At 57.8% G+C, this 25,000-nt stretch carries 21 protein-coding genes and 3 tRNA genes; 6 read left to right on the top strand and 18 right to left on the bottom strand.

Annotated elements, in window-relative coordinates:
* Window positions 1-16: 16 nt before the first annotated feature.
* The 3 genes from nsrR to CWM53_RS28545 all read right to left on the bottom strand — a co-directional run bounded on the left by nsrR (window position 17) and on the right by CWM53_RS28545 (window position 2,191).
* Window positions 17-442, bottom strand: a complete 426-nt coding sequence (gene nsrR, locus CWM53_RS28555) for a nitric oxide-sensing transcriptional repressor NsrR (protein WP_002885667.1) — start codon at window positions 440-442, stop codon at window positions 17-19.
* Between the two features lie 150 nt (window positions 443-592).
* Window positions 593-1,891, bottom strand: coding sequence for an adenylosuccinate synthase (locus tag CWM53_RS28550; RefSeq protein ID WP_032736719.1), 1,299 nt, complete (start codon window positions 1,889-1,891; stop codon window positions 593-595).
* Between the two features lie 102 nt (window positions 1,892-1,993).
* The gene (locus CWM53_RS28545) at window positions 1,994-2,191 is read right to left on the bottom strand and encodes a DUF2065 domain-containing protein (protein WP_002885664.1); all 198 of its coding nucleotides are present in this window, start codon (window positions 2,189-2,191) and stop codon (window positions 1,994-1,996) included.
* 223 nt (window positions 2,192-2,414) lie between these two features.
* Here CWM53_RS28545 and CWM53_RS28540 point away from each other — a divergent pair, with 223 nt between their 5' ends.
* Window positions 2,415-2,705 carry a hypothetical protein gene (locus CWM53_RS28540; RefSeq protein WP_074387280.1) on the top strand — a complete coding sequence of 97 codons (291 nt, stop codon included), beginning with the start codon at window positions 2,415-2,417 and terminating at the stop codon, window positions 2,703-2,705.
* A gap of 80 nt (window positions 2,706-2,785) precedes the next feature.
* On the opposite strand, the gene hflC is transcribed toward CWM53_RS28540, so the two are convergent.
* From hflC to nnr, 9 genes are all read right to left on the bottom strand, one after another.
* Window positions 2,786-3,790: a protease modulator HflC gene (gene hflC / locus CWM53_RS28535; protein WP_061156028.1), complete on the bottom strand. Its 1,005-nt coding sequence runs from the start codon at window positions 3,788-3,790 to the stop codon at window positions 2,786-2,788.
* A gap of 2 nt (window positions 3,791-3,792) precedes the next feature.
* Window positions 3,793-5,055, bottom strand: a complete 1,263-nt coding sequence (gene hflK / locus CWM53_RS28530) for an FtsH protease activity modulator HflK (RefSeq protein ID WP_061156029.1) — start codon at window positions 5,053-5,055, stop codon at window positions 3,793-3,795.
* Between the two features lie 65 nt (window positions 5,056-5,120).
* Entirely contained in the window at window positions 5,121-6,401 is a 1,281-nt protein-coding gene (gene hflX, locus CWM53_RS28525; RefSeq protein ID WP_004146725.1) for a ribosome rescue GTPase HflX, read from the bottom strand.
* 75 nt (window positions 6,402-6,476) lie between these two features.
* Window positions 6,477-6,785, bottom strand: coding sequence for an RNA chaperone Hfq (gene hfq, locus CWM53_RS28520; RefSeq protein WP_002885659.1), 309 nt, complete (start codon window positions 6,783-6,785; stop codon window positions 6,477-6,479).
* A 92-nt stretch (window positions 6,786-6,877) separates the two neighbouring features.
* Window positions 6,878-7,828 carry a tRNA (adenosine(37)-N6)-dimethylallyltransferase MiaA gene (gene miaA / locus CWM53_RS28515; protein ID WP_061156030.1) on the bottom strand — a complete coding sequence of 317 codons (951 nt, stop codon included), beginning with the start codon at window positions 7,826-7,828 and terminating at the stop codon, window positions 6,878-6,880.
* Entirely contained in the window at window positions 7,821-9,680 is a 1,860-nt protein-coding gene (gene mutL / locus CWM53_RS28510) for a DNA mismatch repair endonuclease MutL (RefSeq protein ID WP_100730123.1), read from the bottom strand. The genes miaA and mutL overlap by 8 nt, the downstream gene beginning before the upstream one ends.
* A 10-nt stretch (window positions 9,681-9,690) precedes the next feature.
* Window positions 9,691-11,046 carry an N-acetylmuramoyl-L-alanine amidase AmiB gene (gene amiB, locus CWM53_RS28505; protein WP_074387282.1) on the bottom strand — a complete coding sequence of 452 codons (1,356 nt, stop codon included), beginning with the start codon at window positions 11,044-11,046 and terminating at the stop codon, window positions 9,691-9,693.
* 16 nt (window positions 11,047-11,062) lie between these two features.
* The gene (gene tsaE / locus CWM53_RS28500) at window positions 11,063-11,524 is read right to left on the bottom strand and encodes a tRNA (adenosine(37)-N6)-threonylcarbamoyltransferase complex ATPase subunit type 1 TsaE (RefSeq protein ID WP_008807197.1); all 462 of its coding nucleotides are present in this window, start codon (window positions 11,522-11,524) and stop codon (window positions 11,063-11,065) included.
* On the bottom strand, window positions 11,517-13,028 hold the full coding sequence (gene nnr / locus CWM53_RS28495; RefSeq protein WP_165785145.1) for a bifunctional ADP-dependent NAD(P)H-hydrate dehydratase/NAD(P)H-hydrate epimerase: 1,512 nt from the start codon (window positions 13,026-13,028) through the stop codon (window positions 11,517-11,519). The genes tsaE and nnr overlap by 8 nt, the downstream gene beginning before the upstream one ends.
* 13 nt (window positions 13,029-13,041) lie before the next feature.
* Here nnr and queG point away from each other — a divergent pair, with 13 nt between their 5' ends.
* Entirely contained in the window at window positions 13,042-14,181 is a 1,140-nt protein-coding gene (queG, locus tag CWM53_RS28490; RefSeq protein WP_074387284.1) for a tRNA epoxyqueuosine(34) reductase QueG, read from the top strand.
* Between the two features lie 270 nt (window positions 14,182-14,451).
* Here queG and CWM53_RS28485 read toward each other — a convergent pair.
* The 3 genes from CWM53_RS28485 to CWM53_RS28475 all read right to left on the bottom strand — a co-directional run bounded on the left by CWM53_RS28485 (window position 14,452) and on the right by CWM53_RS28475 (window position 14,819).
* A tRNA-Gly gene (locus CWM53_RS28485) sits at window positions 14,452-14,527 on the bottom strand.
* Between the two features lie 72 nt (window positions 14,528-14,599).
* Window positions 14,600-14,675, bottom strand: a tRNA-Gly gene (locus CWM53_RS28480).
* 68 nt (window positions 14,676-14,743) lie between these two features.
* Window positions 14,744-14,819 (bottom strand) — tRNA-Gly (locus CWM53_RS28475).
* Window positions 14,820-15,113: 294 nt separating this feature from the next.
* Between CWM53_RS28475 and CWM53_RS28465 the strand changes: the two genes are divergently transcribed.
* Window positions 15,114-15,845, top strand: a complete 732-nt coding sequence (locus CWM53_RS28465; protein ID WP_100730101.1) for a transporter substrate-binding domain-containing protein — start codon at window positions 15,114-15,116, stop codon at window positions 15,843-15,845.
* Window positions 15,846-15,898: 53 nt separating this feature from the next.
* On the opposite strand, the gene orn is transcribed toward CWM53_RS28465, so the two are convergent.
* The gene (gene orn / locus CWM53_RS28460; RefSeq protein ID WP_074387286.1) at window positions 15,899-16,444 is read right to left on the bottom strand and encodes an oligoribonuclease; all 546 of its coding nucleotides are present in this window, start codon (window positions 16,442-16,444) and stop codon (window positions 15,899-15,901) included.
* Window positions 16,445-16,538: 94 nt separating this feature from the next.
* On the opposite strand from orn, the gene rsgA reads away from it, so the two are divergent.
* From rsgA to mscM, 3 genes are all read left to right on the top strand, one after another.
* Complete coding sequence (rsgA, locus tag CWM53_RS28450) at window positions 16,539-17,600, top strand: small ribosomal subunit biogenesis GTPase RsgA (RefSeq protein ID WP_100730100.1); 1,062 nt, start codon at window positions 16,539-16,541, stop codon at window positions 17,598-17,600.
* A gap of 160 nt (window positions 17,601-17,760) precedes the next feature.
* Window positions 17,761-18,723 carry an archaetidylserine decarboxylase gene (gene asd / locus CWM53_RS28445; protein WP_074387288.1) on the top strand — a complete coding sequence of 321 codons (963 nt, stop codon included), beginning with the start codon at window positions 17,761-17,763 and terminating at the stop codon, window positions 18,721-18,723.
* A 24-nt stretch (window positions 18,724-18,747) separates the two neighbouring features.
* Window positions 18,748-22,077 carry a miniconductance mechanosensitive channel MscM gene (gene mscM, locus CWM53_RS28440; RefSeq protein WP_074387289.1) on the top strand — a complete coding sequence of 1,110 codons (3,330 nt, stop codon included), beginning with the start codon at window positions 18,748-18,750 and terminating at the stop codon, window positions 22,075-22,077.
* A 37-nt stretch (window positions 22,078-22,114) separates the two neighbouring features.
* On the opposite strand, the gene yjeM is transcribed toward mscM, so the two are convergent.
* Together yjeM and epmA are read right to left on the bottom strand one after the other, a co-directional pair.
* Entirely contained in the window at window positions 22,115-23,617 is a 1,503-nt protein-coding gene (yjeM, locus tag CWM53_RS28435; RefSeq protein WP_074387290.1) for a glutamate/gamma-aminobutyrate family transporter YjeM, read from the bottom strand.
* Between the two features lie 188 nt (window positions 23,618-23,805).
* Window positions 23,806-24,783 (bottom strand): elongation factor P--(R)-beta-lysine ligase, encoded by a 978-nt coding sequence (gene epmA, locus CWM53_RS28430; RefSeq protein ID WP_008807206.1) that lies wholly within the window; start codon window positions 24,781-24,783, stop codon window positions 23,806-23,808.
* Window positions 24,784-25,000: the final 217 nt, after the last annotated feature.

Below are 25,000 nucleotides of genomic sequence, written 5' to 3'. Positions count from 1 at the left end.
TCTCCGGCAGAGTGGTTCACTCCACCAGTAATAATTTATAAAGCGGTTGATTCTTCTCAACCAAATCAGCCAGCGTATAGTTATCCAGCTCCTTGAGAAAACTCTGCGCGGCTTCAGCTAGCGCCTGTTTCAGACGACAGGCTGGTGTGATGTGGCAAAATTCGCTGCTGCAGTTGACCAGCGATAAGGGTTCAAGGTCGCGCACCACGTCACCCACGCGGATCTGCCCTGCTGGTTTACCGAGGCGAATACCCCCATTCTTCCCCCGCACGGCAGTCACGTAGCCCATACGGCTTAACTGATTGATTATTTTAACCATATGATTACGGGAGACGCCATAGACCTCGGTCACTTCCGAGATGCTGGTCATGCGTCCTTCCGGCAGCGACGCCATATAAATCAGCGCGCGTAATCCGTAATCGGTGAAACTCGTTAACTGCACATAAACCTCAGGGAAAAGAAAACAGGGTATGTCGAGCGACATCATTATTATTGATGATAAACCAGCCAGCGCTCAGGCCGCTAATTTATTTGAAATGGGGCGGGCGAACAGCAAAAACAAGGGCGCCCGAACGGCGCCCCTTGAGAGTGATTACGCGTCGAACGGGTCGCGCAGAATCATGGTCTCGGTACGGTCTGGACCAGTAGAGATGATATCCACCGGCACGCCGGTCAGCTCTTCAATACGCTGGATGTAGTTCAGCGCTGCCTGCGGCAGACCGCTGCGCTCTTTCACGCCGAAGGTGGTTTCGGACCAGCCCGGCATGGTTTCGTAGATAGGCTCGATACCTTCCCAGTTGTCGGCAGCCAGCGGAGTGGTGGTCACTTCGCGGCCATCCGGCATACGGTAGCCGACGCAGATTTTCACTTCTTTCAGGCCGTCGAGGACGTCCAGTTTAGTCAGGCAGAAGCCGGACAGCGAGTTAATCTGCACCGCGCGGCGTACTGCAACCGCGTCCAGCCAGCCGGTACGACGACGACGACCGGTGGTAGCGCCGAATTCGTTACCCTGCTTGCACAGGAACTCGCCAGTTTCATCAAACAGCTCGGTCGGGAACGGACCCGCGCCTACGCGAGTTGAGTAAGCTTTGATGATGCCCAGGACGTAATCCACATAACGCGGACCCAGGCCGGAGCCGGTTGCCACGCCACCCGCAGTGGTGTTAGAGGAAGTCACGTACGGATAGGTACCGTGGTCGATATCCAGCAGGGTACCCTGCGCGCCTTCGAACATCACGAAGTCGCCGCGCTTACGCGCCTGATCCAGCAGATCGGATACGTCAACCACCATGCCGGTCAGGATGTCGGCAATCGCCATGACATCGTCCAGCACTTTCTGGTAGTCAACCGCTTCTGCTTTGTAGAAGTTCACCAGCTGGAAGTTGTGATATTCCATCACTTCTTTCAGTTTGTCAGCGAAGGTGGCTTTATCAAACAGGTCGCCAACGCGCAGGCCGCGACGAGCAACTTTATCTTCGTAAGCCGGGCCGATACCGCGACCGGTCGTACCGATAGCTTTCGCACCGCGTGCTTTCTCACGTGCGACGTCCAGCGCCACGTGATAGTCGAGGATAAGCGGGCAGGCTTCGGACAGCAGCAGACGCTCACGAACAGGGATACCACGGTCTTCCAGACCTTTCATCTCTTTCATCAGCGCAGCCGGAGACAGCACAACACCGTTACCGATGATGCTGATTACATTCTCACGGAGAATACCTGATGGAATAAGATGGAGGACGGTTTTTTCACCGTTGATTACGAGAGTATGGCCTGCGTTATGGCCACCCTGGTAGCGCACAACATATTTAGCCCGTTCTGTCAGGAGATCGACGATCTTCCCTTTACCTTCGTCACCCCATTGGGTGCCCAGTACGACGACGTTGTTACCCATTTTTCAAAATCACCGTTTGCTTAAAAATGGATTCTACCATCGCTTTTTCAGAGTTACAGCACTTTTTGCATCCAAAATAAGGCAAATCCGACCACTTTTTGATCAGCCAATCGATTTCCTCAACATGTAGTAGATCACAATCCCTGCAACCACAAGTCCGCCGCCAAAGCGACGCAATAAATTATCCGGTAACTGGCTCAGACTGGCGACCATTTTACGCCAGGCGCGTGGATAGAGCAGCGGGCCGAGCCCTTCGAGTACTAAAACCAGCGCCAGCGCCAGCCAAATGGTGGAGTTCATTATCAACCCTAATTGAAAAGTATTATTGCCGCCCTCGCGGGCGTCATCGGCCAGCATGGTGAATTCATTCACTCATTTCACATTGTCCCGTATTTCATCTTCATTATGAACCGGTAAGGTGAAACAAAATTCACAACTAATTGTATTGCTGGATATTTTTTAAATTGTAACTATGCCATCGCGTACTACAACCCGGTACGTCTACATAATCAGGAAGATTATCATGAGAGAATTAACCGCATTTGAAATTGAAAATGTGAGCGGCGCAGGCTGGTTACAGGATGGCCTGGCTTCCTTAGGTAGCAAGGTCGGCGCCGCCGTATGGACGATGGGTACCGATGCCCTGAGCATCAATCTGCCGCTGATTGGCACCATCAATCTGGCCGACCTTTCGCCGGACCTGGGCAAAACGCTGGGCGAAAGCGTTGGGTCGACCATTGGTGGCACCATCGAAAGTACGCTGGCAAGTCTGCCGGTGATCGGTAGCCTGCTGAACAAACTGCTCGGCAACTAATTAGCCTTTGCAGCATGAAAAAAGGCGCCTGTTTCAGGCGCCTTTTCGCGTTAGCACTTCAGGTTTACACCCTCTACGGCTTATTTACGCGCCGAATCCGGTGAACGCATATAGCGGAAGAAATCGCTGTCCGGGCTCAGGACCATCACATCCTGGTTGCTCTGGAAGCTCTTCTCATAAGCGCGCAGGCTACGGATAAAGGAGTAGAAGCCTGGATCCTGGCTGAACGCATCGGCAAACAGTTTTGCCGATTCCGCATCACCTTCACCACGCAGGATACGCCCCTGGCGCTCGGCTTCCGCCAGCGTCTTAGTGACTTCGTAGTCTGCAGTCGCGCGCAGTTTCTCAGCTTCTTCCTGACCCTGTGAACGGTGGCGACGAGCAACCGCTTCACGCTCCGCGCGCATACGATTATAAATCGCTTCCGACACTTCTGCCGGCAGGTTGATCTGTTTGATACGCACGTCGACAACTTCGATACCCAGCGCCGCCATACTGTTCGGGTTGATCACCTGCACTTTGCCGTTGGTTTCTGCTTCCACACGCTCAGCGGCTTTGGCGATAGCGTCATCAGCTGCCGGGGTGCTGACCTCATCTTCCGTGCCAGCAGAACCCGAGTTCAGCGCATCGCGCACTTCCAGCGTCAGGCGACCACGGGAGTCGGTAACGATGTCTCTCACATCCAGACGACCAATTTCAGAACGCAGACGGTCAGAGAATTTACGCTTCAGCAGGACCTCGGCCTGGGAGACGTCGCCGCCGCCGGTTGCCAGGTAGTAACGGCTGAAGTCGCTGATGCGCCATTTGATATAGGAGTCGACGATCAGGTCTTTCTTCTCTTTGGTCACAAAACGGTCAGCCTGGTTATCCATGGTCTGGATACGCGCATCCAGCATCTTCACTGATTCGATAAACGGGATCTTGAAGTGCAGGCCCGGCGCATACACCAGCGGCTTGTTCTCATCGTCGCGCAGGACTTTGCCGAAGCGCAGCGTAATCCCGCGCTCGCCTTCCTTCACCACAAAGACTGACATGTAGAGCACTACCAGCACGACGACAATGATCGCGATAACAGATTTACGCATCGTTATTCCCCCTGACGCTGGTAGTCGTTACGCTGCGCGTTAGCGCGGCGTTGGTCCATAATGCTACCCCCGGTTGAGCTCGAGGTTGATGAGGTGCTGGCGCTGCCGGTGCTGGATGCAGGTGGCAGACGCAGCAGATCGCTGGCGTCACTGCTATCGCTCTTTGCTGCCGGCGCGGCGGCGCCTTTCAGCATCTGGTCAAGCGGCAGAACCATCAGATTGCCGTTTTTGCTGTCGTTCACCAGCACTTTACGGGTGTGGCTCAGCACTTTTTCCATGGTTTCGATATACAGACGCTCACGGGTAATTTCCGGTGCGGCTTTGTATTCCGGCAGGAGCTTAGCAAAGCGAGCCACTTCACCCTGGGCTTCCAGGACGGTCTGGGTCTTGTAGGCACGCGCCTCTTCAAGGATACGCTGCGCCTGGCCATTCGCCCGCGGCTGTACTTCATTGGTATAAGCTTCCGCTTCACGGATGTACTGCTGCTCGTTCTCACGCGCGGCAATGGCATCGTCAAACGCCGCCTTCACCTCTTCCGGCGGACGTGCCGTCTGGAAGTTGACGTCCAGCAGGGTGATCCCCATGTTGTACGGGCGGATAGTCTCTTCCAGCTCGCGCTGGGTATCGCTACGGATCACGGTACGACCTTCGGTCAGAATGCGATCCATGGTGTATTTGCCGATCACGCCGCGCAGCGCGCTGTCAGTCGCCTGACGCAGACTGTCATCCGCGCTGGTGACGCTAAACAGATAGCGTTCCGGATCGGTGACGCGGTACTGCACGTTCATCTCAACGCGCACGACGTTTTCGTCAGAGGTCAGCATGACGCCGGAAGCGGCCAGTTCACGTACCGACTCCACGTTCACCGCCTGAACGTTATCGATAAAGGTCGGTTTCCAGTTCAGGCCTGGCTCAACCAGATGGCTGAACTTACCAAAACGGGTCACGACGCCGCGTTCGGCTTCTTTAATGGTATAAAAACCGCTGGCCGCCCAGATAATCACTGCCGCCGCGGCAACGATGCCGACAATACGCCCGCCCATCGGTCCGCGAGGCGTCTGCGCGCTATTACCACCGCCCAGTCCGCCCTTGCCGCCGCCGAGCCCGCCAAGTTTTTTACTTAACTTGCGGAAGATATCATCCAGATCCGGCGGCCCCTGCTCGCGACCACCTTTGTTGCCATTTCCCTCAGAGTTGCCGCCAGGTTTGCTGCTCCCCCACGGGTCGCGGTCCTGTCCGTTATTACCGGGCTGATTCCACGCCATGTATATGCTCCATATTTGTTTTTGATATCCCCACAGGGGTCAATATCTTCAGGCAAGCTGCAAGGTTAAACCACATAGTCAACAAGCGTTGGCTCTTGCTTACAGAGGCGCCGCCAGTCAACGATCGGCATGCGCACCTGCAGACTCACGCTGCCGTCATCCTCCATCCACTCTTTTTCTATCGCCTGAAGCTGATAGAAACGGCTTCTCAGTCGCCCTTCTTTCGGCGGTAAGCGCAGCGTATGCTGGGCCACTTCACCGGAAAGACGTTCCGTTAATGCCTGAAAAAGCAGTGGTACGCCAACCCCGGTCTGCGCTGAAAGCCAGACCCGAATCGGTTTATTTTCATCGTCGCGATCGATGCGCGGTTCAAAATCGTCAAGCATGTCGATTTTGTTCATCACCAGCAGCGCTGGGATCTCATCGGCCTCAATCTCAGCGAGAACCGTATTTACCGCATCAATGTTTTCCTGCACGCGGACATCCGCCGCGTCAATCACATGCAGCAGCAGCGTCGCCTGACGCGTCTCCTGCAACGTCGCTTTAAACGCGGCTACCAGATCGTGCGGCAGATGGCGAATAAAGCCGACGGTATCGGCCAGCACCGTTTCGCCGACGTCAGGGACGTCAATGCGGCGCAGCGTCGGGTCCAGGGTGGCGAACAGCTGGTTCGCGGCATAGACCTCGGCGGCGGTGATCTGGTTAAAGAGCGTTGATTTTCCGGCGTTGGTGTAGCCCACCAGCGACACGGTTGGAATATCGGCTTTCGCGCGCGACCGCCGCCCCTGCTCACGCTGTTTCTCAACTTTTTCCAGTCGCGACAGGATCTGCATGATGCGGTTACGCAATAAACGACGGTCGGTTTCGAGCTGGGTTTCACCCGGGCCACGCAAACCAATCCCGCCCTTCTGTCTTTCAAGGTGGGTCCAGCCGCGGACGAGGCGGGTCGCCATATGGCGCAACTGCGCCAGCTCAACCTGCAGTTTCCCTTCATGGGTGCGCGCGCGCTGGGCGAAAATATCTAAAATAAGACCGGTACGATCGATAACCCGGCATTCGCACAGGCGTTCCAGGTTGCGTTCTTGTGCCGGACTCAGGGCATGATCGAAGAGCACGACCGACGCGCCGGTCGCTTTAACGGCTTCCGCAATTTCGACTGCCTTACCTTCACCAACAAAATACTTCGGGTGCGGTGCTTTACGGCTACCGGTAATCACCTGCATTGCTTCGACACCGGCGGAAGAGGCCAGAGTTTCAAACTCCTGGAGATCTTCCATATCTTTGTCTTGCGAAAAATAGATGTGTACCAGTACCGCCTGCTCACCGGCGTCATAACGGTCAAACAAGCGTAAACCCCTTATAAAATACCAGCGGGGAACGCAGAAAACCTGGCTCCCCGGCGTGGAAAAACAGCACTGGCCTTATTCGGCGTCGTCGCTGTCTTGTTGCGGCGCAGAAGAGCCCTGCGCGCTACCACCGTGGTGATAGTTACTGGAACCGCCGCCAGCATTATTGCTGTGGTGAGACACCGGGCGAGACGGGACAACAGTAGAAATTGCGTGCTTATAGACCATCTGGCTGACCGTGTTCTTCAACAGGATCACGAACTGATCGAAAGACTCAATTTGCCCTTGCAGCTTGATACCATTCACCAAATAAATAGAAACCGGAACACGTTCCCGACGCAAAGCGTTCAGGAACGGATCTTGTAAAGATTGCCCCTTAGCCATTCTCTCTTTTCCTTATATGTATGCTTGTTTTGTACTCAGAACCTTACGATTCTTAAAAAAAATTACGCACGATACCGTTTAATTGTACACGTTCAGTTCTGGCTCGCACCAACAACCTGTAATACTTTGTTGAGCGCTTGTTCAGGTTGTTCACTGTCTAACCAGTGCACACCTTCCCAACCGCGCAGCCAGGTGACCTGACGTTTGGCTAACTGTCTCGTGGCGCAAACACCTCGATAAACCATCTCATCATACGGGATCTCGCCATTGAGGTATGACCACATCTGGCGGTATCCAACACAACGGATGGAAGGCATATCCGTATGCAAATCTCCGCGGGCAAAAAGCGCCCGTACTTCTGCTTCAAAACCTGAAGCTAACATCTGATGAAAACGCTGTTCTATGCGTTGATGGAGCAGTTCACGGCTCGCCGGGGCGATGGCGAACTGATGCACCTGATATGGCAGAGCGTCTCCTGACGTTTGCGTCAGTTCCGTTAAAGTTTTACCCGAAATGAAAAAAACTTCCAGTGCCCGGGAAAGCCTTTGCGGATCATTTGGATGAATACGCGCAGCAGCCACGGGATCGATCGCCTGTAATTGCTGATGTAACGCGTTCCATCCCTGCTCTGCGGCCTGCTGCTCAATCCGCGCTCTGACCTCTGGGTCAGCCGACGGTAAGGGCGACAATCCTTCCAGCAACGCTTTGAAATACAACATCGTTCCGCCGACTAACAGCGGAATTCGCCCGGCAGCGACAATATCGGCCATCGCCGCCAGCGCGTCGCGGCGAAAATCAGCCGCGGAATAGGCTTCTGCGGGATCCAAAATATCCAGCAGCCGGTGCGGCGCAGCGCTAAGCTCCGCGGCATCCGGTTTGGCAGTGCCAATATCCATTCCCCGATAAATGAGGGCGGAATCAACACTAATCAACTCTACTGGCAAAACTTTACGTAAGGCTATCGCCAGCGCGGTTTTGCCTGAGGCCGTCGGGCCCATTAAAAAAATTGCCTTGGGCAGGCTCGCCTCGGTTACATCATTCATCTTTCAGGGCATTCATCGCCGAATGGAGATCTACAGGTTGTAACAGGCCGCCCGGCGGTGTTTTCACCAGCTGCGGGCAAAGACGTTCGACGTCCGCCAGCAGCGCAATCGCCTGCGCCATATTCCATGACGCCTGTTCGCTCGTCAGATTACGTGCCATCCATTGGGCGATGTTGCCGACGTCGAATGCGTTTTGCTGCGCCAGGTAGCCTATCAGTTCAGGAATCAAGATTTGTAAATTTTGTTGTCTTAAGGGTAAAGGGACCGCGCGCACCGTCACGTGCAGGGCATCGGTATGGAGCTCGATCCCCAGCTGCGTCAGCGCCGACTGCGCAGCGGCCAGCGCCCGCTTCTCCCCTTCCGTGACTTTTAACCGCAACGGGATCAGCAGCGGCTGGGCACATACCGCTTCCACCCCCGGCGTCAACTGCGCCTGGCGCAGCCAGCGCTCGGCAACGGTCAACGACAGCAGCGCCAGACTGCCCTCGCTCTCCAGCAGCGCGCAGTCGCCGCCGACAATCGTCAGCACTCTGCCAAAACTCTGACTGTGACCAGCCAGTTCCGCCGGGGCGACGGACGGCTGCGCGGGTCGCGGCGCGGCGGGCGTGTCGAGCAACTGACGATAAAGCGCCCCCTGCTGCTTCTGGTAACCCGGCTGCGCATGCGGCCAGCTCGCGCCGCCCGAACTGCCGCCGGAGGCAGCCGGCTCACGCGACGATGTCATGCTGAATCGGGTTGCCGGTTCACGCGCTTCCGACGGGCGAGCAAACTGATTGCCGCCTGCGGCGATGCGGTTCTCCGGCATCTGGCGCGGCGCCGGCGGGTCGTCTTGTTCCGCGAGCGGCGCATCAAGCTGCTGCTGCAGCACGCTCAGTACGCCCTGGTAGATAAAGTCATGCACCAGGCGCGACTGATGGAAACGCACCTCATGCTTGGCCGGATGGACGTTCACATCCACCTGATGGGGATCGATCTCCAGATACAGCACAAACGCCGGCTGCTGATCGGCCCCCAGCTTGTCTTCACAGGCCTGGCGGATAGCATGGTTGATCAGCCGGTCGCGCATCATCCGCCCGTTGACGTAACAGTACTGAATTTCCGCCAGCGCCGGGGTGGTATGGAGCGGATCGGCAACCCAGCCGCGCAGGGTCAGATCGCCATGCTGCCACTCGATCGCCAGCGCATGTTCGAGAAAAGCGGTGCCGCAAATGGTTCCCAGCCGCCGCTCCCGCTGGCCATCCTGCGCCACTGCCCGATACTGGCGCATCACCTTGCCGTTATGGCTGAGGTTAATGGTGACGTCGAAGCGCGCCAGCGCAATGCGGCGCACCACTTCGTCAATATGGCCGAACTCGGTTTTTTCGGTGCGCATAAATTTGCGCCGCGCCGGCGTGTTGTAGAACAGATCGAGGACTTCCAGGGTGGTGCCGACCGGGTGCGCCGCCGGCTTCACCGTTACCGCCTGATCGCGGCCTTCGGCATAAGCCTGCCAGGCTTCCTGCTGCTCCGCCGTCCGCGAAGTCAGCGTTAAGCGCGCCACCGAACTGATACTGGCCAGCGCTTCGCCGCGAAAGCCGAGGCTGATAATCGCCTCCAGATCGTCAAGCGAAGCGATCTTGCTGGTCGCATGACGAGCCAGGGCCAGCGCCAGCTCGTCTTTTTTGATGCCGCTGCCGTTATCGCGGATGCGAATGAGCTTCGCGCCGCCGCGTTCGATATCAATGTCAATCCGCGTAGCGCCAGCATCAAGGCTGTTCTCAACCAGCTCTTTCACCACCGACGCGGGCCGCTCCACCACTTCGCCGGCGGCAATCTGGTTGGCGAGCTGCGGCGGCAGAACCTGAATCGGCATCCCCTGCTCCTTAGTTAATCAACATCCCACCTGGCGCTGCGGCGCTGGCGGTCTGCGCCGCCTCCCCTCGAGGCGCCGACTGCAGCGGATGCTGCATAAAGTAGTTACGCAGGCCGTTGTAAATCGCCTGTGCGATCTGCTCCTGGTAATCCTCACTCCCCAGCAGCCGCTCTTCACCGTTGTTACTGATAAAGCCCGTTTCCACGAGGATCGACGGGATATCCGGCGAGCGCAATACACCGAGGCTGGCATGCTCCGGGCGGCGTTTGTGCAGGTTGCCAATGCGCTGCAGCTGGCTCAGCACGTTGGTCGCCACATCGTAGCCGACGCGCTGGGAATGACCGAACTGCAGATCCAGCACCGCCTGGCTCAGATAGGGGTCGGCCTGGCTGTTCGCCAGCACGTCGCCTGCCCCGCCGAGCAGTTCAGACTGCTTCTCATGCTGCTCGAGCCAACCGGCCATTTCGCTGTTGGCGCGACGGTTCGAGAGCACCCACACCGAGGCGCCGGTCGCATCGCGGTTTGGCGCGGCATCAGCATGGATAGAGACGAGGAAGTTGGCGTTTTGCTTACGCGCCACGTCAGAGCGCCCCATCACCGAAATAAAGTAATCTCCGTCGCGGGTCAGCACCGGCTTAAACTGCGGATCGGCGTTCAGTAACGCCCGCAGCTTGCGCGCGATGGCGATAGTCACGTTCTTCTCTTTGGTGCCGTTCGGGCCAATCGCGCCTGGATCCTGGCCGCCGTGTCCGGCATCGATGGCGATAATCACCTTATCATCCGCCGACACCGTACGGGCCGCCGGGCGAGTCACGGTCTGATTGTTGGTCATCGCCGGCTGAGAGGAGGTCATCGCCGTCTGCCGTTCATGGCCCGACGAGCTGAATGGGTTACGCCCTGCCGTCGCCGTCCGGGAAGGCATCACCGGCGGCGGGTCAGCCCGTTTCACCACCACGGGCGGCGGTGGCGGTGGCGGTGGTGCGTCGGCGTTGATGGTAAAAACCACCGTGTAATTCGCCCCGTTCTGCTGCTTCACCGCTCGCGTTTTACCATCTTCCGTCAGATCCACCAGCAGACGCAGCGTCTGCGTATCCTGCGGCGTACCGGCGCGAATACTTTTCACCAGGTTACTGCCGCTAAACTGCAGCGGTAGTCCCTGCAATACGCCGGTCTGCTTGATATCCAGTGCTACCAGACGTTTGCCCTGTGGGGAAAAGGAGTACTCCGGCTCACCGACAAAGCTCAGGGTAATACGGGCCTGCTGGTCTCCGTTGGAGACCTGGATATCGGATAAACTCGCCGCAGTGGCGTGAAGACTCGACAGCATTAGCGCAGCGGCAAGCCAGGTGGTTATGCGATACTTCATCCCGTCATCCTTCAGGCTAAATGGCTAAACGCGCCAGTAAAGATTCACCCCGTGAGGAGATCGCGGTAATACGCGCCTCACGCCCTTGTGCCTGGTAATCAAGGTGAATTTCAACGTCCGGGTCAGGCAGGACACCTGCGCCTTGCTGCGGCCATTCCACCAGGCAGATGGCATCGTCGGCAAAATAATCACGGATCCCCATAAATTCGAGCTCCTCAGGATCCGCCAGTCGGTAGAGATCGAAGTGATATACCATCAGATTCTCGAGGGTATACGGCTCCACCAGGGTATAGGTTGGGCTTTTGACATTGCCGCGGTGACCGAGCGCCTGCAAAAAGCCGCGGCTGAAGGTCGTTTTCCCCGCGCCTAAATCACCATACAGATAAATCACGGTGGCGCCGGTACAGACCTGCGCGATGCGGTCGCCAAGGGCCAGCGTGGCCTGCTCATCGGGTAAAGGAATCACTCGGTTAATCATGGTCTACGTCAATCACATCCGGGTTAACAACACGCCTGAGCGTGGAAAAGAGATCGGTCGCCAGCATGCCGCGGGTGCCCTCGCGGGCGGCCAGCCGGTCGGCGGCGTCGCCATGAGCGACGCACCCGGCACAGGCTGCATCATACGGCGTCAGGTGCTGTCCTAACAATGCGGCAATAATGCCGGTAAGCACATCGCCCATCCCGCCGCTGGCCATCCCGGCATTGCCGGCATCGATAATGCCCATCGCCCCGCTTTCACGGGCCACCACCGTGCCCGCGCCTTTCAGCACAACCACGCCACCATACCGTTTTACCAGACGCTGCGCAGAAAGTAAGCGATCGCTTTCAATTTCTGCCACGCTGACATTCAGCAGACGGGCCGCTTCGCCGGGGTGCGGCGTTAGCACGCGATTGTGACGTTTATCGGGATTGAATGCCAGCAGGTTCAGCGCGTCGGCGTCCCAGACCATCGGTTTGTTAAAACTTTCCACCGTGCGCAGTGCGCTGCGCCCCCATTCGCGCTGCCCCAGGCCCGGGCCAATCGCCACCACATCAGCCCACTCCAGCGCGGCTTTCAGAGTCTGCGGCGTCAGTTCATCCACCATTAATTCCGGCCGCACGGTGACAATGGGCGCGATGTTCTCAGAGTGAGTAAGCACTCGCACCAGCCCGGCACCGCTGCGTAGGGCCGCTTCACCGCACATACGGATAGCGCCTGCCGTGCCGCGATCGCCGCCGACAATCACCAGCTTGCCGTGATCACCCTTATGGGAGGTGGCCCGCCGCGGCGGCAGCCAGTCGGCGAGGTGGGCGGCGCAAAACCGCGTCAGGGGAGTACTTTGCCCGGCGAGCCAGCGCTCGAGCCCAAGGGCATGATGATGGAGATGCCCGACGACATCCCGCGCCTTGCCGGTCAGCAGCCCGGGTTTGAGGGCGATAAAGGTCAGGGTGTGGTCAGCCTGAACCACTGCACCTGGCGTCGCGCCGGTCTGCGCATTCAGGCCGGAAGGGATATCCAGCGCCACCACCGGCGCCGGGTGGTGGTTCGCCTGGTGGATGAGCGCCGCGACGGGATCGCGCGGCGCACTGCGCAGACCGGTGCCGAGCAGGCCATCAATAATCAGTGAGATATCGTCGGGCCATGGGATAGTCGCCGCATGGATCACACCGCCGGCGTTAAGCCACGCCTCCCGCGCCGCCTGCGCCTCTTCCGGCAGCGGGCTGTCACTCTCTACCGCCAGCAACGTCACCCGCCGCCCCGCGGCCTGTGCCAGACGCGCGACGACATATCCGTCGCCGCCGTTGTTGCCATGTCCGCAGAGGATCAGCCAGTGCGCGCTGGCGGGATAAGCGCGGCTGGCCAGCTGAAAGGCCGCCTCGCCCGCGCGCTGCATCAGTTCGAACAGCGTCAGCCCCAGGCTGTCCGCCGCCTCTCGTTCGGCCAGGCGCAGCGCCTCCGCAGGCCAAATGTTGTATGGTATACTGTCAGGGTTTTTCGTCATTGTATGGTCCATCATGTCACAGCCCCTCGATCTCGTTCAGTTAGCGCAACAAATCAAACAATGGGGCACAGAGCTCGGGTTCCAGCAGGTGGGTATCGCCGATACCGACCTCAGCGCCAGTGAACCCAAACTGCAGGCATGGCTGGATAAACAATACCATGGCGAAATGGAGTGGATGGCCCGTCACGGAATGATGCGCGCCCGCCCCCACGAACTGCTGCCCGGTACGTTACGCGTCATCAGCGTGCGGATGAACTATCTGCCCGCCAACGCCGCCTTTGCCCGCACCCTGAAAGATCCCGCGCTGGGTTACGTCAGCCGTTATGCCCTCGGGCGTGATTATCATAAGCTGCTACGTAATCGCCTGAAAAAACTGGGGGAGAAGATTCAGGAACAGTGTGCTTCGCTCAATTTTAGACCTTTTGTCGATTCCGCGCCTATCCTGGAACGGCCAATCGCAGAAAAAGCGGGCCTTGGCTGGACAGGTAAGCACTCACTTATCTTAAGCCGCGACGCGGGGTCATTCTTTTTCCTCGGCGAACTGCTGATCGACCTCCCCCTGCCAGTCGACAGCCCGGTTGCGGAGGAGTGCGGACGCTGCGTCGCCTGCATGACCATCTGCCCCACCGGCGCCATCGTTGAGCCCTACACCGTCGACGCCCGGCGCTGCATCTCCTATCTCACCATCGAACTGGAAGGCGCTATCCCGGAGGAGTTCCGTCCGCTTATCGGCAACCGTATTTACGGTTGTGATGATTGCCAGCTCATCTGCCCGTGGAACCGTTTCTCACAGCTCACCGATGAAGAGGATTTCAGCCCACGCAAAGCGCTGCATGCGCCACCGCTGGTGGAGCTGTTCGCCTGGAGCGAAGCGTGGTTTCTGAAGGTAACCGAAGGGTCGGCGATTCGTCGCATTGGCCATCTGCGCTGGCTGCGCAATATCGCCGTCGCGCTGGGCAACGCGCCCTGGGATGAAGCTCATCTTCGCGCGCTGGAGAGTCGCCGGGGTGAGCACCCGCTTCTCGACGAGCACATCGAATGGGCTATCACTAAGCAAATAAACAAGCGGAACGCCGACGCCGTCGAAGTACAGCTGCCGAAAAAATTACGTCTGGTCAGGGTGGTAGAGAAAGGCTTGCCACGCGACGCCTGATTCATTCACAGGCTGTGAATAAAATCTAAAACACATTGCGTTTCAAGGCGCCGACCAAGGTCAAGTGATCGAATTAACATTTTGAAATGAAATTTAAATGTTAAATTTCAAAGAGATACAAAGATACTATTTACAAAGCGAAGCATTCCCGCCGTCATGGATGAAACCATAACCTGTGGATAACTCTGTTCACAGTATTTCTGAAGATCAAACGAAAATCATCCCCGGCGCTGGATTGCACTGTGGATAAATAAGAGATGGAAGAAAATTTGGAGCGGGAAACGAGACTCGAACTCGCGACCCCGACCTTGGCAAGGTCGTGCTCTACCAACTGAGCTATTCCCGCTTAATCATCGTCATTCAAGCTACCGTGTAGCAACCTGAATACTGCGACTGGTGTGGTATGTCTTTCAAATTTTGGAGCGGGAAACGAGACTCGAACTCGCGACCCCGACCTTGGCAAGGTCGTGCTCTACCAACTGAGCTATTCCCGCTTAATCTTCGGCTTTCGCCTCGCATCTGCGAGTTGAAATCCTGTGATCAGGATGGTGCTTTCAAATTTTGGAGCGGGAAACGAGACTCGAACTCGCGACCCCGACCTTGGCAAGGTCGTGCTCTACCAACTGAGCTATTCCCGCGTTACTGCTTTTTTTGCCATATTTTGATGGCGTCGTAATTTGCATTTCTGCGTCGTTACGGGAGGCGCATTATACGAGAATTCGATGCCCCTGCAACCCCCTGACGATCACTTTTTTGCGTTTTTTGTTTAAATGGACATTTTCTCGCCACCTACGCCGCTGAATTGTATAAATAAGCGTCATAACGGGCAAAATTGCTTTTTCCGTCCGGCTGAATGACGCAAAATCGCTCGCATCATATTGCGGTGGCGCGACGTACAACGCGGCCACCACGACGCCAAACAGGGAATTAGCATGAGAAAAGTCCTCACCGTCCTGCTGCTGAGCACGCTGGCCATTGGAACCGCGTCAGCCGAGACGCTCCATTTTGGCACCACCACAGCCAATCCACCATTTGTCACCACCAACGGCAAAAATCAGCCCATCGGCTTTGATATCGATCTTGCTCACGCCCTGTGCCAGCAGATGCAGGCGCAGTGCCAGTTTACGGCGCAGCGTTTCGATACCCTGATCCCGGCATTGCGCTTTAAGAAGTTTGATGCGGTGATTGCCGGTATGGAAGTGATCCCAATGCGCGAGAAGCAGGTCGCCTTTAGCCGCCCCTATCGCCAGGCGCTCTCCGGGGTGGTGATCGTCAATAAAGATGTCGCCCATACCTTTGCCGATCTGAAAGCCAAAAAAATCGGCGTGGTGAAAGGCACGCTGCATCAGCACTATCTGCGCGATAAGCAGAAGGCCGTGCAGGCGATCCCTTACGACGACGTCGCCAGCGCTTTAGCCGCGCTGAAAGCCGGCGAAATAACCGGCGTCATGAGCGACTTCGCCACCCTTGACGCCTGGCAACAAGAGAACCCTGACTACGCCATCATGGATGAGCGGGCCACCGACCCGGCTTATTACGGTAAGCAGTATGCGATTGCGGTGCGCAAAGACGATCCGGAGTTGCTGAATGCCATCAACGATGCCCTGATCGCGGTCATGGCGACGCCTGACTTCCAGCAGATGCAGCAAAAGTGGTTTAAATAATCAGAAAGATGTACCGGGCCGCACCAGGCCCGGTTTTCACAGCCAGTCGTGGTTTACAGCTTAATGAAATGCTCGCGATAGTAGGCCAGCTCGGCGACCGACTCGCGGATATCGTCCATCGCCTGATGGGTGCCCTGCTTTTTAAAGCCGTCAAGAATTTCCGGCTTCCAGCGGCGAGCCAGCTCTTTCAGCGTGCTGACGTCCAGATAGCGGTAGTGGAAATAGGCTTCCAGTTGCGGCATGTACTTAAACAGGAAGCGACGATCCTGGCCGATGCTGTTGCCGCAGATGGGCGACTTGCCCGCCGGCACCCACTGCTTAAGAAACTCAATGGTCGCCAGTTCGGCATCGTGCTCGCCGACGGTGCTGGCCTTCACGCGATCCACCAGTCCGCTGCCGGTATGGGTCCGCACATTCCACTCGTCCATTAATGCCAGCTGAGCATCCGACTGATGCACGGCGATGGTCGGCCCTTCAGCTAAAATGTTCAGGTTGGCATCGGTCACCAGGGTGGCGATTTCGATAATGCGATCGCGCTCCGGATCCAGCCCTGTCATCTCAAGATCGATCCAAATGAGGTTGTTTTCATTTGCACTCATGCTATTTTCCACCCTTCTTGCGTGACTATATTCATCTAAAATAGCGTGTATCATAGAGGTTTTGCCCCATCAGGGCGACCAGGAGCCAGTTCGATTGAGTAAAAATAAACTCTCCAAAGGCCAGCAGCGCCGCGTCAACGCCAACCACCAGCGCCGCCTGAAAACCACTGCGGAGAAGGCCGACTACGATGACAACCTGTTTGGCGAAACGTCGGAAGGCATTGTCATCAGTCGCTTTGGCATGCATGCCGACGTCGAATCCGCTGACGGCAGCGTCCATCGCTGCAACATTCGCCGGACAATCCGTTCGCTGGTCACTGGCGACCGCGTGGTCTGGCGGCCGGGTAAAGATGCCGCCGACGGCGTAAACGTCAAAGGGATCGTCGAAGCGGTGCATGAGCGCACCTCCGTCCTGACGCGTCCGGATTTTTACGACGGCGTGAAGCCTATCGCCGCCAATATCGATCAGATCGTGGTGGTTTCCGCGATCCTGCCTGAGCTGTCATTGAATATTATCGATCGTTATCTGGTGGCCTGCGAGGCGCAGGATATCGAGCCGTTAATCGTTCTGAATAAAATCGATCTGCTGGATGACGATGGCCTGCGCTTCGTCAATGAGCAAATGGACATCTACCGCAATATCGGTTACCGCGTGCTCATGGTCTCCAGTCGGACTCAGGACGGCCTCAAGCCGCTGGAAGCGGCCCTGACCGACCGCATCAGCATTTTCGCCGGGCAGTCCGGGGTCGGTAAATCGAGCCTGCTGAACGCCCTGCTGGGGCTGAATGAGGATCAGATCCTCACCAATGATGTCTCGGACGTTTCCGGCTTAGGCCAGCACACCACCACCGCGGCGCGCCTCTACCACTTCCCGCACGGCGGCGATGTAATTGATTCACCGGGCGTTCGTGAATTCGGCCTCTGGCATCTGGAAGCGGAACAAATCACCAATGGCTTTGTCGAATTCCATGATTATTTAGGCCATTGCAAATACCGCGACTGTAAACACGATAACGATCCTGGCTGTGCGCTTCGCGAAGCGGTAGAGAACGGCAAGATCGCCGAAAGCCGTTTTGAGAACTACCACCGCATCCTCGAAAGCATGGAGCAGGTACAGGTAAAAACGCGTAAAAACTTTTCCTCGTCCGATGACTGATCATTAAGCTGAGCGTCACGTCAGGCTCTGCCAGGACGCGGTCAAACTGCGACTAACGCGGATGCCATTTGGCGAGGTTTACGTATAGAATCGTCCCCTTTTTTCATGTCCCCGCCCGCGGGCGGGGTCAGGAACGACATATCATGGCCTGGAGGCTACTTTGTTAAACGATCTTAAACTTTCACTGCAATACATTCTGCCTAAACTGTGGCTCACCCGCCTCGCAGGCTGGGGTGCGAGCAAACGCGCAGGTTGGTTGACGAAACTGGTCATCGATCTGTTCGTGAAATACTACAAGGTCGATATGAAAGAGGCGCAGAAGCCGGATACCGCGGCTTATCGCACCTTCAACGATTTCTTTGTGCGTCCGCTGCGCGACGACGTTCGCCCGCTGAATACCGATCCCAACGTGCTGGTGATGCCGGCAGACGGCGTGATCAGCCAGCTTGGCGCCATTGAAGACGATAAAATCCTGCAGGCCAAAGGTCATGACTACAGCCTGGAAGCCCTGCTGGCCGGCAACTATCAAATGGCCGACCTGTTCCGTAACGGCAGCTTCGCCACCACCTATCTGTCGCCGCGCGACTATCACCGCGTGCACATGCCGTGCAACGGCATCCTGCGCGAAATGATCTACGTCCCTGGCGACCTGTTCTCGGTTAACCATCTGACGGCGCAGAATGTGCCTAACCTGTTCGCCCGTAACGAGCGCGTCATCTGCCTGTTTGATACTGAGTTTGGCCCGATGGCGCAAATTCTGGTGGGCGCGACTATCGTCGGCAGCATCGAGACCGTGTGGTCCGGCACCGTGACCCCGCCGCGCGAAGGCATTATTAAACGCTGGACCTGGCCCGCGGGTGACAGCGAAGGCTCCGTCGCCCTGCTGAAAGGCCAGGAGATGGGCCGCTTCAAACTGGGTTCCACCGTGATCAACCTGTTCGCCCCGGGCCAGGTGAAGCTGGTTGACTCGCTGCAAAGCCTGTCCGTGACTAAAATCGGCCAACCGCTGGCGACCGCCGTGGAAGCCAGCGCCGCTGCTGAACCCGCGCCGTTACCGGAAGAAGAGATCCGCGCCGAACACCGCGCCAGCCCGCTGGTTGACGATACACAAGACCAAGGTTAATTCTTCAGCAAAAAGGGTTATGCCGTGCGCCTGATATACACTTTCCTGTTGGCCTTGAGCCTCAGTTTCGGGGCGTACGCTGCGACAGCCCCGGATGCTAAACAGATAACCCAGGAACTGGAACAGGCGAAGGCGGCAAAGCCCGCCCAGCCTGAAACCGTTGAAGTTCTACAGTCCGCGCTGAACGCGCTTGAGGAGCAAAAATCGTCCCTCGAGCGCGCCCGTCAGTATCAGGACGTTATCGATAATTTCCCCAAACTGTTTCAAAGCCTGCGCTCTCAGCTCAACAATCTGAGCGAAGAACCGCGCCAGGTGCCAACCGGCCTGACCGCCGATGCGCTGAACCAGGAGATCCTGCAGGTCAGCAGCCAGCTGCTGGAATCGAGCCGCCAGGCGCAGCAGGAGCAGGATCGCGCGCGTGAAATCGCCGACTCCCTGAACCAGCTGCCGCAACAGCAAACCGATGCCCGTCGTCAGCTCAATGAGGTTGAGCGCCGCATCGGCACGCAAACCGGCAACAATGCTCTCGCCCAGGCGCAAAATCTTGCCCTGCAGGCGGAATCGGCGCGCCTGAAGGCGCTGGTGGATGAACTCGACCTCGCCCAGCTTTCCGCCAACAACCGCCAGGAGCTGTCGCGCGCCCGTTCCGAGCTGGCGCAAAAGCAGAGCGAACAACTGGATGCCTATCTGCAGGCGCTGCGCAATTTACAGAACAGCCAGCGCCAGCGGGAAGCGGAAAAGGCGCTGGAGAGCACCGAACTGCTGGCGGAGAACAGTGAAAACCTGCCGCCGGACATCAACGCGCAGTTCAAGGTCAACCGGGAGCTCTCCCAGGCGCTGAACCAGCAGGCGCAGCGCATGGATCTGGTGGCGTCCCAGCAGCGGCAGGCGACGAATCAAACGCTGCAGGTGCGCCAGGCGTTAAACACCCTGCGCGAGCAATCGCAGTGGCTGGGCTCTTCCAACCTGCTGGGCGAAGCCCTGCGCGCCCAGGTGGCGCGACTGCCGGAGCGCCCTCGCCCACAGCAGCTGGATACGGAAATGGCACAGCTACGCGTGCAGCGTCTGCGCTTTGAAGATTTGCTGAGTAAGCAGCCGCAGCTGCGGCAGATCCGTCAGGCCGACGGCGAACCGCTGACCAGCGAGCAGAACAAAATCCTGCAGGCGCAGCTGCGCACGCAGAACGAGCTGCTGAACTCGCTGCTGCGCGGCGGCGATACCCTGATGCTGGAGCTCACCAAGCTGAAGGTCGCCAACGGCCAGCTGGAAGACGCGCTGAAAGAGATCAACGAAGCGACTCACCGCTATCTGTTCTGGACTTCGGACGTCAGCCCTATCGGCTTCTCCTGGCCGCTGGAGATTGTCCAGGATCTGCGGCGCCTGATCTCCCTGGATACCATCAGCGAACTGGGCAAAGCCAGCGCGATGATGCTCACCAGCAAAGAGACTCTGCTGCCGCTGTTTGCCGCCCTGCTGCTGGTTGGCTTCAGCATCAGCTCGCGGCGCCATTTCACCCGCTTCCTTGAGCGCTCCAGCGCCCGGGTGGGGAAAGTCACCCAGGATCACTTCTGGCTGACGCTGCGCACGGTCTTCTGGTCGATACTGGTGGCCTCGCCGCTGCCGGTGCTGTGGATGACGCTCGGCTATGGCCTGCAGTCCGCCTGGCCCTTCCCGCTGGCGGTGGCGATAGGCGATGGGGTCACGGCGACCGTGCCTTTGCTGTGGGTGGTGATGATCTGCGCCACCTTCGCCCGGCCAAACGGGCTGTTTATCGCCCACTTTGGCTGGCCGCGTAACCGCGTGGCGAAAGCGATGCGCTACTACCTGATGAGCATCGGGCTGATTGTGCCGCTGATTATGGCGCTGATCATGTTCGATAATCTTAACGACCGCGAGTTCTCCGCTTCGCTGGGCCGCCTGTGCTTCCTGTTGATCTGCGGCGCGCTGGCGGTGGTCACGCTGAGCCTTAAGCACGCCGGTATCCCGCTCTATCTGGATAAAGAGGGGAATGGCGACAATATGGTGAACCGCCTGCTGTGGAACCTGATGCTTGGCGCCCCGCTGGTGGCCATGCTGGCGGCCGCCGTCGGCTACCTCGCCACCGCCCAGGCGCTGCTTGCACGTCTGGAAACCTCGGTCGCCATCTGGTTCCTGCTGCTGGTGGTCTATCACATCATCCGCCGCTGGATGCTGATCCAGCGCCGCCGGCTGGCCTTCGACCGGGCCCGCCACCGTCGCGCGGAAATTCTCGCTCAGCGTGCCCGCGGCGAAGATGAGCCCGTTCACGTCAGCAGCCCGGAGGGGTCGGTGGAAACGGAGATCAGCGAGGTCGACCTCGATGCCATCAGTACTCAGTCGCTGCGGCTTGTGCGCTCCCTGCTGATGCTGATTGCGCTGCTGTCGGTCATCGTGCTGTGGTCGGAAATTCACTCGGCGTTTGGCTTCCTTGAGAATATCTCGCTGTGGGACGTGACCTCGACGGTACAAGGGGTGGAAAGTCTTGAGCCGATCACGCTTGGCGCGGTGTTGATTGCCATTCTGGTGCTGATCATCACCACTCAGCTGGTACGCAACCTGCCCGCGCTGCTGGAGCTGGCGATCCTCCAGCATCTCGATTTAACGCCCGGCACCGGCTACGCCATCACCACCATCACCAAGTATCTGCTGATGCTCGTCGGCGGGCTGGTGGGCTTCTCGATGATCGGTATTGAGTGGTCGAAGCTGCAGTGGCTGGTCGCCGCGCTGGGTGTGGGTCTCGGCTTTGGCCTGCAGGAGATCTTCGCCAACTTTATCTCCGGCCTGATTATCCTGTTTGAGAAGCCGATCCGTATCGGCGATACGGTCACCATTCGCGACCTGACGGGCAGCGTCACCCGCATTAATACCCGTGCGACCACCATCAGCGACTGGGACCGGAAAGAGATTATCGTGCCGAACAAGGCGTTCATTACCGAACAGTTTATCAACTGGTCGCTGTCGGACTCGGTCACCCGCGTGGTGCTGACGGTGCCGGCCCCCGTGGACGCCGATACCGATGAGGTAACGAAAATTCTCATCGCCGCGGCGCATCGTTGCTCGCTGGTCATCGATACCCCAGCACCAGAGGCGTTTCTCGTCGACCTGCAGCAGGGGATCCAGATTTTCGAGCTGCGTATTTTTGCCGCCGAGATGGGGCACCGCATGCCGCTGCGCCATGAGATGCATCAGTTGATCCTGGCGGGCTTCCGCGAACATGGCATTGATATGCCGTTCCCTCCGTTCCAGATGCGTCTGGAAAGTATCGACGGCAGGCAAAGCAGTAAAACCATGACCTCGGCCGGAAAAACCAGCCGCCGTACGGCTGGCGGACTGTAAGTCATCACCTGCCCGGCAGCAACGCCGGGCAGGCTCTCTAACTCTCCATCACCAGCGCGCCGGACGCCATGCGCCGACGGTAGCTTTCGTAGATCCCCAGCGCCAGCAGTGAGAAGAAGATCGGCCCACCGACCATCCACAGGGTGCTGTTCCAGTCCCCGCTGTCGATGACGGGTTGGATAATGGTGAAGATATTGGCGAAGGTCACCACCAGCAACACCACGCCGGTCGCCAGCAGCGTCGACGGTCGGTTTTTGAAAATCACGAACGGCCGGTCGAGATGCGTTTTCGCCTTGAAGAACGGGAAGGCGATGGTCAGGAACAGGTAGGGCAAGGTCATGGAGACATTGGCCATCAGCGTCAGCTTGTTATAAAACGCCGAAGCACTATCCCCGCCGAACGACACCAGCACAATAAACACCCCGACCAGCAGGCACTGCAGCCACATCGCCGCGGCGGGCATGCCGTTGACGTTAAGACGGGTCATCACCGACGGCCAGAGCGCTTTTGGCGTGCCCTGAATAATCGCTTTCAGGGGCGAATAGCTGAGGGTGAAGAATGCACCGGTATAGGCGAGAAACATCGACAGGCCGGTAATACGGGCGAACCAGACTCCGGTCAGGGCCGCCGACTCTGGCGTCAGGTGCAGAGCCTGGCCGAGCGTCGTCCCGAGGCTGGTCATCAGCACATAGGTGATGTTGCCGAGGTTGGTCGAACGCGCGCCAAGCACCTGCTGCCAGTTGGCGCTCACGCCCCACAACACAATCGCCAGCGAGTAACCGACCGAGATAACGATCGCCGCGATGATAATGCCTTTGGCAAAGTTCTTTTCCGGCTTGTCGGTCTTATCCACTAAGCCGCCGACCGCCTCAATTCCGCCGTAGGCAAAGATGGCAAATACTACAAACGACAGCATCGCCATGCCCGACTGATACCCGGGATTAGGTGAAAGGGTGAAGTTTAACGGCTGGGCGAAATGGCCGCCGTTGAGCAGGAGGATCGCCCCACTCACCAGCAGTAGCACCAGGTTAAGCCCCATCACCGCGATACCGCCGACGGCGGTGATTTTGGCGATTTTATTGATCCCTTTGACGGCAATAAAGGTCACGATGCCCATCCAGCAGGCTGCCAGAATGCCCACCGTCTGCGTCGGGGTCAGGCTAGCCAGCGCCCAGGTCTGGGTTTTGTCCGCGCCAAACAAAAAGGTGGATAACGGCACCCAAATTTTAGCCGCCGTACTCACCATCCACACCACGTACGACGCAAACCACATAAAGGTGCCGATGAAAGCAAAGCGCGGCCCGACGCTGTGGTTCATCCAGGAATAGATCCCGCCCTCTTCGCGACGATAAGCCGAGCCCATCTCCGCCATCATCAGCGCGAACGGAATAAAGAAAAAGAGGGCGGAAAAAAGATAAAACGGCATCGCACTGTAGCCCATCAGATAAAACGCCGACGGGCTGTTGGCAAAGCCAAACACCGAAGTGAAGATCATCAGAATCAGCCCAATCAGGCTCATCTTCTTGAATTGTTGATGCATAAATCTATCCAAACGTGGGCATCGCCCAACAGGCAACGCCTGGCCTCAAAAAATGAGCGCGGATAGTAGCAAAAGCACGGAAGGAGATTGTGGGTATTCGGGCTAAAACCGGGACAGCGTGAGTGCGTTGTTTTCAGGGCGGGTCTGTCACCTCCCCCGCTCTCAGGCGGCAGGAGGTGACAGCGCCATCAGGCGCGGTCGACCGTAAAGGCGATCACCTCACCGATGCTTTCGGCACCCAGCGCCAGCATCACTACACGGTCAACGCCCAGCGCGACGCCGGAGCAGTCCGGCAGGCCCGCCTCCAGTGCCGCCAGCAGGTTGTTATCGATAGGCTGCTGCGGAAGGCCGCGCGCGGCGCGTTTGCGGTTGTCCTGCTCAAATCGCAGGCGCTGTTCGCGGGCATCGGTCAGCTCGTGGAAACCATTCGCCAGCTCAATACCTTTGTAGTAAACCTCGAAGCGCTCAGCGACCCGATGATCTTCCGGGCTGATCTGCGCTAAAGAGGCCTGGGTGGCCGGGAAATGATAGATAAACGTCGGCCGATCTTTGCCGATGTGCGGCTCCACGCCCATGGTGAACAACAGTTGCAGCAGCGTGTCGCGATCTTCTTCAGTATCGGCGATATTGCTTAAATCCAGCTTCGCCGCGACTTCACGCAGCTGCGTTTTATCAGCAGAGAGCGGATCAATATCCAGATGACGCTGGAACGCCTGCTGATAGGAGAGGCTTTCCGCTGGCTGACACTCCAGAACCTGCTGCAGCAGGTCGTCCACCTCGTTGATCAGGCGATACATGTCATAGCACGGACGATACCACTCCAGCATGGTGAACTCCGGATTGTGATGCCGGCCCATCTCTTCATTACGAAAGCTGCGACACAACTGGAAAACCGGACCGCAGCCCGCCGCCAGCAGGCGCTTCATGTGGTATTCCGGACTGGTCATCAAGTACAGATTGAGTCCCTGTGAATGGCCCGGGCCGACGAAACGGGTTTCGAACGGGAACAAATGAATATCCGTTACCGTCGCCTGACTCATGCAAGGCGTCTCCACCTCCAGCACGCCGCGATCGGTAAAGAAACGGCGGATTTCCGCCATCACCGCCGCGCGTTTCAACAGATTGGGAATGGGTGCGCTCGGCTGCCAGGTTGCCGTCTCGCTCATGGTACTTTCTCCGGTTACAAACAAGGGCACGAAGTCTACTCGCAACCGGCGAGTGAAACAAATTTTGTGCAATCCCCGGCAGATTACATGCCATTAATCTATCGTTAACCTGAATGCATAAATATCACTGATAAATAACCGCACATATCGATAAAAAAATCGAACACGTCAATTTTCCATACTGACCCTACGGCTATACTCCTGTACCTATAAAGGA

The organism is Klebsiella sp. A-Nf5 (assembly GCF_002810545.1).
In the GTDB taxonomy this organism is placed as follows: Bacteria; Pseudomonadota; Gammaproteobacteria; order Enterobacterales; family Enterobacteriaceae; genus Klebsiella; species Klebsiella variicola.
This window is presented reverse-complemented; position numbering and strand designations above follow the sequence as displayed.

Bases quoted from the DNA above. Each gene is read 5' to 3' on its own strand.
- miaA (WP_061156030.1), bottom strand. From the start codon at position 7,828: ATGAATGATGTAACCGAGGCGAGCCTGCCCAAGGCAATTTTTTTAATG.
- mutL (WP_100730123.1), bottom strand. From the start codon at position 9,680: ATGCCGATTCAGGTTCTGCCGCCGCAGCTCGCCAACCAGATTGCCGCC.
- epmA (WP_008807206.1), bottom strand. From the start codon at position 24,783: ATGAGCGAGACGGCAACCTGGCAGCCGAGCGCACCCATTCCCAATCTG.
- CWM53_RS28540 (WP_074387280.1), top strand. From the start codon at position 2,415: ATGAGAGAATTAACCGCATTTGAAATTGAAAATGTGAGCGGCGCAGGC.
- CWM53_RS28550 (WP_032736719.1), bottom strand. From the start codon at position 1,891: ATGGGTAACAACGTCGTCGTACTGGGCACCCAATGGGGTGACGAAGGT.
- hflC (WP_061156028.1), bottom strand. From the start codon at position 3,790: ATGCGTAAATCTGTTATCGCGATCATTGTCGTCGTGCTGGTAGTGCTC.
- amiB (WP_074387282.1), bottom strand. From the start codon at position 11,046: ATGAAGTATCGCATAACCACCTGGCTTGCCGCTGCGCTAATGCTGTCG.
- orn (WP_074387286.1), bottom strand. From the start codon at position 16,444: ATGAGTGCAAATGAAAACAACCTCATTTGGATCGATCTTGAGATGACA.
- yjeM (WP_074387290.1), bottom strand. From the start codon at position 23,617: ATGCATCAACAATTCAAGAAGATGAGCCTGATTGGGCTGATTCTGATG.
- CWM53_RS28545 (WP_002885664.1), bottom strand. From the start codon at position 2,191: ATGAACTCCACCATTTGGCTGGCGCTGGCGCTGGTTTTAGTACTCGAA.
- tsaE (WP_008807197.1), bottom strand. From the start codon at position 11,524: ATGATTAACCGAGTGATTCCTTTACCCGATGAGCAGGCCACGCTGGCC.
- hfq (WP_002885659.1), bottom strand. From the start codon at position 6,785: ATGGCTAAGGGGCAATCTTTACAAGATCCGTTCCTGAACGCTTTGCGT.
- hflK (WP_061156029.1), bottom strand. From the start codon at position 5,055: ATGGCGTGGAATCAGCCCGGTAATAACGGACAGGACCGCGACCCGTGG.
- queG (WP_074387284.1), top strand. From the start codon at position 13,042: ATGTCACAGCCCCTCGATCTCGTTCAGTTAGCGCAACAAATCAAACAA.
- nnr (WP_165785145.1), bottom strand. From the start codon at position 13,028: ATGACGAAAAACCCTGACAGTATACCATACAACATTTGGCCTGCGGAG.
- CWM53_RS28465 (WP_100730101.1), top strand. From the start codon at position 15,114: ATGAGAAAAGTCCTCACCGTCCTGCTGCTGAGCACGCTGGCCATTGGA.